General features: G+C 70.7%; 1 protein-coding gene. It reads left to right on the top strand.

Features of this window, described 5'->3' with window-relative positions; all coding sequences use genetic code 11:
* Position 1 precedes the first annotated feature (1 nt).
* On the top strand, positions 2–1251 hold a 1250-nt coding region (gene eno / locus ACSBPG_RS31880; RefSeq protein WP_435541282.1), incomplete at its 3' end, for a phosphopyruvate hydratase.

Raw genomic sequence — 1251 nt, 5'->3', positions numbered from 1 at the left:
CATCCACGCCCGCGAGATCCTCGACAGCCGCGGCACCCCGACGGTCGAGGTCGACGTCACGCTCGAGTCCGGCGCGGTGGGCCGGGCGGCGGTGCCCTCGGGCGCCTCGACCGGCGCCCACGAGGCGGTCGAGCTGCGCGACGGCGACAAGAGCCGGTTCGGCGGCAAGGGCGTGCGCAAGGCCGTCGAGGCGGTGAACGGGGAGATCTTCGACGCCCTGTCGGGGCTGGAATCGACCAACCAGCGGGCGCTCGACCTGGCGATGATCGAGCTGGACGGCACGCCCAACAAGGGCCGCCTCGGCGCCAACGCCATCCTCGGCGTGTCGCTGGCGGTGGCCAAGGCCTCGGCCGAGGAGGCGGGGCTGCCGCTCTACCGCTACGTCGGCGGCGCCTTCGCCTCGCTGCTGCCGGTGCCGATGATGAACATCATCAACGGCGGGGCGCACGCCGACAACCCGATCGACATCCAGGAGTTCATGATCATGCCGGTGGGGGCGGCCACCGGCGCCGACGCCGTGCGCATGGGCTCGGAGATCTTCCAGGCGCTGAAGAAGAAGCTGAAGGACGCCGGCCACAACACCAACGTCGGCGACGAGGGCGGCTTCGCCCCCAACCTGGCCTCGGCCGACGAGGCGCTGTCCTTCATCATGAAGGCGGTGGAGGCGGCGGGCTACACGCCGGGCGAGGACGTCGTGCTGGCGCTCGACGCGGCGTCGACGGAGTTCTTCAAGGACGGCCGCTACCATCTGGCGGGCGAGGGCAAGACGCTGGACGGCGCCGGCATGGTGGCCTACTGGCAGGACCTGGTGGCGCGCTACCCCATCGTCTCGATCGAGGACGGCATGTCCGAGGACGACTGGGAGGGCTGGAAGGCGCTGACCGACGCGCTGGGCGCCAAGGTGCAGCTGGTCGGCGACGACCTGTTCGTCACCAACCCGACGCGCCTGGAGGAGGGGATCCGGCGCGGCATCGCCAACTCGATCCTGGTCAAGGTCAACCAGATCGGCACCCTGAGCGAGACCCTGCACGCCGTCGACATGGCCCACAAGGCCGGCTACACCGCGGTGCTCTCCCACCGCTCCGGCGAGACCGAGGACGCCACCATCGCCGACCTCGCCGTCGCCACCAACTGCGGCCAGATCAAGACCGGCTCGCTGTCGCGCTCCGACCGCCTCGCCAAGTACAACCAGCTCATCCGCATCGAGGAGCAGCTCGGCGCCGCCGCCCGCTTCGCCGGCAAAGGCATCCT

Source organism: Azospirillum sp. ST 5-10 (assembly GCF_051225715.1).
Classification (GTDB): Bacteria; Pseudomonadota; Alphaproteobacteria; order Azospirillales; family Azospirillaceae; genus Azospirillum.
The sequence above is the reverse complement of the archived record's forward strand: the minus strand, read 5'-3'. Positions and strand labels throughout refer to the sequence as shown.